Here is a 6,812-nt window from a genome sequence, read left to right on the forward strand (position 1 = left end):
GACTCATCAGTCCGATTTGACGTAGAGCCATAATATATTAAAGAAGGGCTAGCGATACATTGTCGCTAGCCCTTCTTTGTTAGATATGAAGTAAGACATAATAGAATTTAAATCATCTTTTGAATTCAAGTTGAAACAGTGGGATGATTTATTAAATTGCATTATTTTAGTGCACAAAAAAGAGCAATCCAATTAAACTTAATTAGCTGCTCTTATACTCTATATTTAATTTCTTAGTGAATGAAGTTGTAGTTTGAAACTACAGATGCAGGAATTGTTCTAGTATTAGTGTTATATGGTCCGTTAGCATAATTCATTTCTGAAATTAAGATACTACCATCAGCATTAACACGTTCAACATAAGCTACGTGTCCATAGTAGCCAGTAGTTGTTTGCATGATTGAACCTACAGTTGCGTTATGATCTACTGTATAACCATCTGCTGCTGCATTACCTGCCCAATATTTTGCATCTGACCAATAAGTACTAATTGGTTTACCAGCTTGAGCACGTCGGTCGAATACGTACCATGTACATTGACCAGCAGTATATAGGTTTTGGTGACTAAATGTTGGACTAGAATAACCGCCACTTCCGCCTACATTATTGTTTGTACTAGGATTTGTTTTACTAGGTGTTGTAGTTGAACCATTAGGTATTTTTAATTTTTGATTTGGTGTAATTAAGTAACCTGATAAATTATTGGCTTTCATTAATGCATTGACAGTTACACCATTTTTACTAGCAATTGCATATAAAGAATCGCCAGCTTTTACAGTATATGTTGATGAAGAAGTTGTTGCATTTGAACTGGCATTGTTAGAGTTATTACTGCTGCCCCCAATAGTAATAACTTGACCAGGGAAAATCATATTGTTTGAAAGATTGTTGCTCTTCTTAATACTATCCACAGATGTATTATATTTACTAGCGATGCTCCAAAGCGACTCGCCGGATTTTACAGTATGTTGAGTTGATGCTTCAGCATTGTGATTAGATAGTACTGCAACTGCTCCGGTTGCGACAGAAGCTGCGACTGCTAACTTTTTCAACTAAATGTCCTCCTTGAGAAAATTGATTTTATTTATAATTAATAAATTCCTAAACTATTAATTTATCTTATATATTCATTTACATATATCACGTATTCATACTATCAAAAAAAAAACACAATTTGGGCATTGTTATTATCTTGTAATATTGTTAATATTTGTCTCTTATTATGTAAAAGCGTCTAATCTGTTGATATGATAGCGTTCATTAAATATTTGACCGCACATTTTAGTAAAAAAATTAAGTGATTTGTAATATTTCTATTAGAAATAAAAATGAGTTGAGTGGAAAATTTAAGCTCCAAATGGATTAACAATAGGTTTTAAGGTTGTGTTAAATTTAATTGTAGTTCATATTTTGAGGTCTAGTATTAATAACTAATGTAAATGTAATTGTAGAAAACATATCATTCGTTAATGATTTATTTTTTGAAAAGTAGTTAGAATGCGATACAATCATGTTGAAAAAGTGATATCTGAAAAGGAGAGATTCATTGTATGTCTCAGTCGTATAACAACACACATCATATGAAGACAAAACATCGAGATAAAGATAGAACGCGTGATTACGCCAAGGTATGGCTATTTTTTATGTATTATTGGATTATATTTGGAATTGGATGTTACTTCGGACAATACTTACCTATGGAATGGAGACGTCCTTTATCTATAGCATTATTAGTACTTATTTTGGCAACATTATTTATTCAACGTGCGCGTAAGTATGGTTTGGTTATTTCGCATATTTACGCCATTATTGTAGGTCTTTTATCATACGCTACTTTTACAACTTATATGCAAAATTTAGGACCAGAGGTCTTCTATAAAAATGTCTTATTAGCAATTGGCGCATTTATAGTTTTCGGTATTTTAGGTTTTTTCATTATTAATGATGCTTCTAGTATTGGTAAATATTTATTTGTAACATTAATTGCATTAATTATTGCCGGATTGATTGGAATGTTCATTCATAATCCTATATATCACACTGCCATTACGGTTGTAGGTTTAATACTTTTTCTATTATATACATTGTATGATTTCAATCGTATGAAGCGAGGGAATTTTTCACCACGTGAAATGGGTTTTAATCTATTTATTAATTTGTTGAATATCATAAAAGATGTATTAAGACTTGCAAATCGCTTTAAAAATTAAATAAGAAAGAACATAATGAGAACCTATACATTTGAGATGTCTACGTGTTGCATTCAATGATTTTATTTTGTTTAGTAATTGTATGATTGATCGTATTACTATATACATGATTGAATTTGAAGCAATAACGGGACATTTTTTAACAAATTGATAACTTAAGTTAATAATAACAATAAATTAATTTATAAAAAATTGTATTTTTGATTTGTTTATCATGTTGTGGTAAATTTACATTTAATCACTATGATAGTGCTAAGAAGCAAAAAGGAAATTAGTACAACATTTAGAAAGACTATCATGAATTAGAAAGAGGTTAATCAATGTCTAATACCAATATTCATATATTGACTAAGAATGAATACAAAATGACACGTTGCCAAGACGGTATTATTCTGTTGTTTCCGATAGAAGGTCAACTTAAACTTCAGCACTTTACTAAAACCGTTAACGTCGAAAATGACATTTACGTTATTAATAATACAGATATTTTTTCAATTCTAAAAAATAAAAAAACCATCATGCTTTATATCGCTAGTGATTGGTTTAGAGATCGCCATTTTGATTTCTTCAATTATAAATACTCAACTAATCTAGTTAAGTCCATTAACTCCATTAAACGCGCATTATTGCAACTTGCCCTAAACCATTTAAACGCAGACTCAGTTTCTGAAGGTACTACATATATTACTTCTGTTGTTGATATTATTGGGAAAGAAGGCGCCATTGAGAAATCAATCGCAAATCATCAATATAACTTCTCTTTTTACGGTGAATTAAGCGAAATATTAGAATATATTAATCAAAATATTAATAAGAAATTAACGCTAACGGGTATAGCATCAAAATTATTTACTTCTAAATCTAATCTTTCGGCACAGTTTAATCAATTGCTAAATATGGGTTTCAAGACATATGTAGATACTTTAAAAATTGCAAATTCATTTGAATGGCTATTAACAACGGAATACACGATAAGTTTAATAAGCGAAAAAGTAGGATTTAGCAATGCTTCAAGTTATTCTAAAACGTTTAAAAATTATGTTGGCATGACTCCCAACGAGTACCGATACTGTGATAGATATGAAAAATCTATTGATATGGATTATGGAAATATAATCGAAGGAAATATTGACTACATTAATCAATTAATCAAGATTAAACAACAATATTATAACCAACACGATGAACATATAATCTACGCAGATTCAACAATTGGTTCTACTGTGAATCCGTATTATTTAGTGATTCAAGTTAATACTATAGAAGAAATAAGATTATTATTTTTTCAAGATTTTGCACGACCTTTGTATTACGAACACTCAACATTGAAGTTTTATCTAAATGTAGATATGCGTGATATTAAAGATCAAATGACAAAGTATGAGAGACAACGATTGTTTGAATACATCATTATTAATGAATTAAATGTAGTATTTAGACTGGAAGATTTAACGTTAACGGATTTTTTAGAGTCTAATTTTGAGGATGTAGCAAACTACTTCAGAGAACATCAACTTCCTACGAGTGGTAATCATAAATTAGGTCTTGTTTTTGATTTAGATGAAGTAAATTTGAAATCCATTTATCGAATTATTTTAAAAATACAGCATAAAACGCAACAATTTTCATTTGGGTTAGAAATAAGTAAGCTGCTAAACGACCCTGTATTGTTTAAAACATTAGAATCACAAATCAAACGCATTAATTTTGAATTTTTATATATTGATAATGCACAACTAAAAATGCCTTACTTAATTGAACAGAATGAACATTTACTGGTGAAAAATATATTACGATACCAAAATATTAGACAAATATTAAAGCAATTTGATCTAGAAGATCAGAAAATAATATTTTTAAATTTTGAAAACCACAAATTTTTAAATAGTAAATATAATGATTTGAATAATAGTGCACCTTTATTAATTGAGACATTTGTGAGAACAGCGTCATATTTTAACGGAATTGGCTTTAACTTCAAGCATAGTGGTAATCTGTTTAATGCACTTCACATATTCGATGAAAACGGGTTTAAGTCGATATTAGGAACGATTTTAGAGCAACTCATTAAAATAAGTATGAAACCCAAATTATTTAATGAAAATTACATATTAATTGACGATGAAGACCAATATACTGTTCTAATTTACGATTGGCGTGTTTTAGAAAGTGAATCATTGCAAGTCAATTATGATCAGACATATATATTTATTGATTTTACAGATGATGTATTAAAAGATACCTATTTAGTTCAAATTCAACTCGTCGATGACTATAACGGTAATATTAATCATCTTATTTCTCAGCGTATTAGAAAAAAACATAAATGGTCAAAACGATTTTTAAGAAAACTAGATTATTTAATCCATCCAACATTTCAAATGATAGAACATAACTTTAATAATGCACCTCTTCAAATTAAACTTAATTACAATGCGTTGTACATCGTTAAAATTTTTAAAAAATAAAATCTATCCAATTGTATTTTGCGCAACTATATTTAACATTGTTAGTAAATTCGACAAAAATTTCTAAACAAAGTTATAGGACATACCTAAAAATATAAAGGATAATAGTAATTAAGTTGTCTGCTTATATTTGGAGGTGCAAAAATCATTGAATAATGACAAATTAAATAAATTACTAGAATTCTATAAACAACATAAAGCATTGTCAGAGTACATAGATAAACAATATAAGTTGACATTAAATGATTTGGCTTTGCTCAAACTTGCTCATGAACATATTGCTAAAGATCAAATGTTAATGCAAAAATTTCTAAAAATAGCAATTAGTGAGTTAGAGTTAAGTAGAACTAAATTATTAGTCTCAATTCGACGACTTATAGAAAAAGAAAGACTAAGTTAGGTTCGATCAACTGAAGATGAGAGAAAAATTTTTATCTATATGGATGAGAAGAATATTAAAAAATTCGATTCTTTATTCAATGATGTTGAAGAATTCTTAGATATTTAATTTAATATGTTGAACGAGAATACTGACAAAGACATTCTGTCAGTATTTTTTTATGCTTATTTTTACTTCGTACAATGCGTTTATTTCCTTTTTAGACAATGCTTTATTAATGCTATATAATAAGGATTATTGAGTATGAAAGTGAGATGACATTATGGGACGTAAATGGAATAATATTAAAGAGAAAAAGGCCCAAAAAGATAAAAATACAAGTAGAATATATGCGAAATTTGGTAAAGAAATATATGTAGCAGCCAAATCTGGTGAACCAGATCCTGAATCTAACCAAGCATTAAGATTAGTACTTGAAAGAGCGAAGACGTATTCAGTACCTAATCATATTATTGATAGAGCAATTGACAAAGCTAAAGGTGCAGGTGATGAAAATTATGACCACCTACGTTACGAAGGCTTTGGACCAAGTGGTTCAATGCTTATCGTAGATGCATTAACTAATAATGTAAACCGTACGGCTTCAGATGTGAGAGCTGCTTTCGGTAAAAATGGCGGAAATATGGGTGTATCAGGTTCTGTAGCTTACATGTTTGATCACACGGCTACTTTCGGCATTGAAGGTAAATCAGCTGATGACATTTTAGAGGCATTAATGGAACAAGATGTTGATGTTAGAGATGTAATTGAAGATGGAGATCTTACAATCGTTTATGCTGAACCAGACCAATTTGCTCATGTACAAGATGCATTACGTCAAACAGGTGTAGAAGAATTTAAAGTTGCTGAGTTTGAAATGTTACCTCAAACTGATATTGAATTATCAGAGGATGACCAAGCAACATTTGAGAAATTAATTGATGCACTCGAAGACCTTGAAGATGTTCAAAATGTTTTCCATAATGTGGATTTAAAATAATGAAGAAAAATGCAGATTATTGGATTAAACAACTTGATCTAACACCTCATCCAGAAGGTGGCTATTATAAAGAAACAATTCGAGAAACAATAAATGAGGCACAACGTGCATCATTCAGTAGTATATACTTCTTGTTAAATACTGGTGATATTTCTCATTTTCATCGTATCGATGCGGATGAAGTATGGTATTATCATGCAGGTGAATCTTTGACCATTCATATGATTACACCTCAGGGGAACTATCAATCAGTACAATTAGGTGCTTCAATTGAAAATGGCGATGTATTGCAGTATTTAGTGCCTAAAGGTACTATTTTTGCATCGAGTTTAACAGACAGAGAAGGCTATAGTTTGGTTGGATGTATGTGCCAACCAGCATTTGATTTTAATCATTTTGAATTATTCACACAAGATGAGTTGTACAGTATGTATCCTCAACACGAGGCAATTATTAAACAATATGCCTTATTAAACATAGACCAATAGACTTAAAGGAGTGGGACAGAAATAATATTTCCCAAAATTTATTTCGTTGTATTACCAACTTGCTTAACTTGTAGAATTTCTTAATGAAATTCTTGTTGCTGGGGCCCCGAACCCCAACTTGCGTAGCTTGTAGAATTTCTTTAAGAAATTCTCTTTGTTGGGGCCCCGAACCCCAACTTGCTTAACTTGTAGAATTTCTTAAAGAAATTCTCTTTGTTGGGGCCCGCCCACCAGGCAAGGTTGACTAGAATTAAAAAAAGCTTGTTA

Annotated in this window: 5 protein-coding genes and 1 pseudogene; 5 read left to right on the forward strand and 1 reads right to left on the reverse strand. The window is 30.2% G+C overall.

The window, feature by feature from the left end; all coding sequences use genetic code 11:
* Positions 1-233: 233 nt before the first annotated feature.
* Positions 234-1,052 carry a LysM peptidoglycan-binding domain-containing protein gene (locus tag HMPREF3265_RS03405; protein ID WP_070861024.1) on the reverse strand — a complete coding sequence of 273 codons (819 nt, stop codon included), beginning with the start codon at positions 1,050-1,052 and terminating at the stop codon, positions 234-236.
* Between the two features lie 498 nt (positions 1,053-1,550).
* Here HMPREF3265_RS03405 and HMPREF3265_RS03410 point away from each other — a divergent pair, with 498 nt between their 5' ends.
* From HMPREF3265_RS03410 to HMPREF3265_RS03430, 5 genes and pseudogenes are all read left to right on the forward strand, one after another.
* Positions 1,551-2,210, forward strand: a complete 660-nt coding sequence (locus HMPREF3265_RS03410; RefSeq protein ID WP_037536498.1) for a Bax inhibitor-1/YccA family protein — start codon at positions 1,551-1,553, stop codon at positions 2,208-2,210.
* Between the two features lie 320 nt (positions 2,211-2,530).
* A complete protein-coding gene (locus HMPREF3265_RS03415; RefSeq protein ID WP_070861025.1) occupies positions 2,531-4,678 on the forward strand; it encodes a helix-turn-helix transcriptional regulator in 2,148 nt (715 codons plus the stop codon).
* Between the two features lie 148 nt (positions 4,679-4,826).
* Positions 4,827-5,186, forward strand: a pseudogene (locus HMPREF3265_RS03420) (MarR family transcriptional regulator).
* Between the two features lie 154 nt (positions 5,187-5,340).
* The gene (locus HMPREF3265_RS03425; RefSeq protein ID WP_011276485.1) at positions 5,341-6,057 is read left to right on the forward strand and encodes a YebC/PmpR family DNA-binding transcriptional regulator; all 717 of its coding nucleotides are present in this window, start codon (positions 5,341-5,343) and stop codon (positions 6,055-6,057) included.
* Entirely contained in the window at positions 6,057-6,545 is a 489-nt protein-coding gene (locus HMPREF3265_RS03430) for a cupin domain-containing protein (RefSeq protein WP_070861026.1), read from the forward strand. The genes HMPREF3265_RS03425 and HMPREF3265_RS03430 overlap by 1 nt, the downstream gene beginning before the upstream one ends.
* Positions 6,546-6,812: the final 267 nt, after the last annotated feature.

It is taken from the genome of Staphylococcus sp. HMSC62B09, from assembly GCF_001839115.1.
Classification (GTDB): domain Bacteria; phylum Bacillota; class Bacilli; order Staphylococcales; family Staphylococcaceae; genus Staphylococcus; species Staphylococcus haemolyticus.

Coding starts and splice junctions, on each gene's coding strand:
- HMPREF3265_RS03415 (WP_070861025.1), top strand. CDS start 2,531: ATGTCTAATACCAATATTCATATATTGACTAAGAATGAATACAAAATG.
- HMPREF3265_RS03410 (WP_037536498.1), top strand. CDS start 1,551: ATGTCTCAGTCGTATAACAACACACATCATATGAAGACAAAACATCGA.
- HMPREF3265_RS03425 (WP_011276485.1), top strand. CDS start 5,341: ATGGGACGTAAATGGAATAATATTAAAGAGAAAAAGGCCCAAAAAGAT.
- HMPREF3265_RS03430 (WP_070861026.1), top strand. CDS start 6,057: ATGAAGAAAAATGCAGATTATTGGATTAAACAACTTGATCTAACACCT.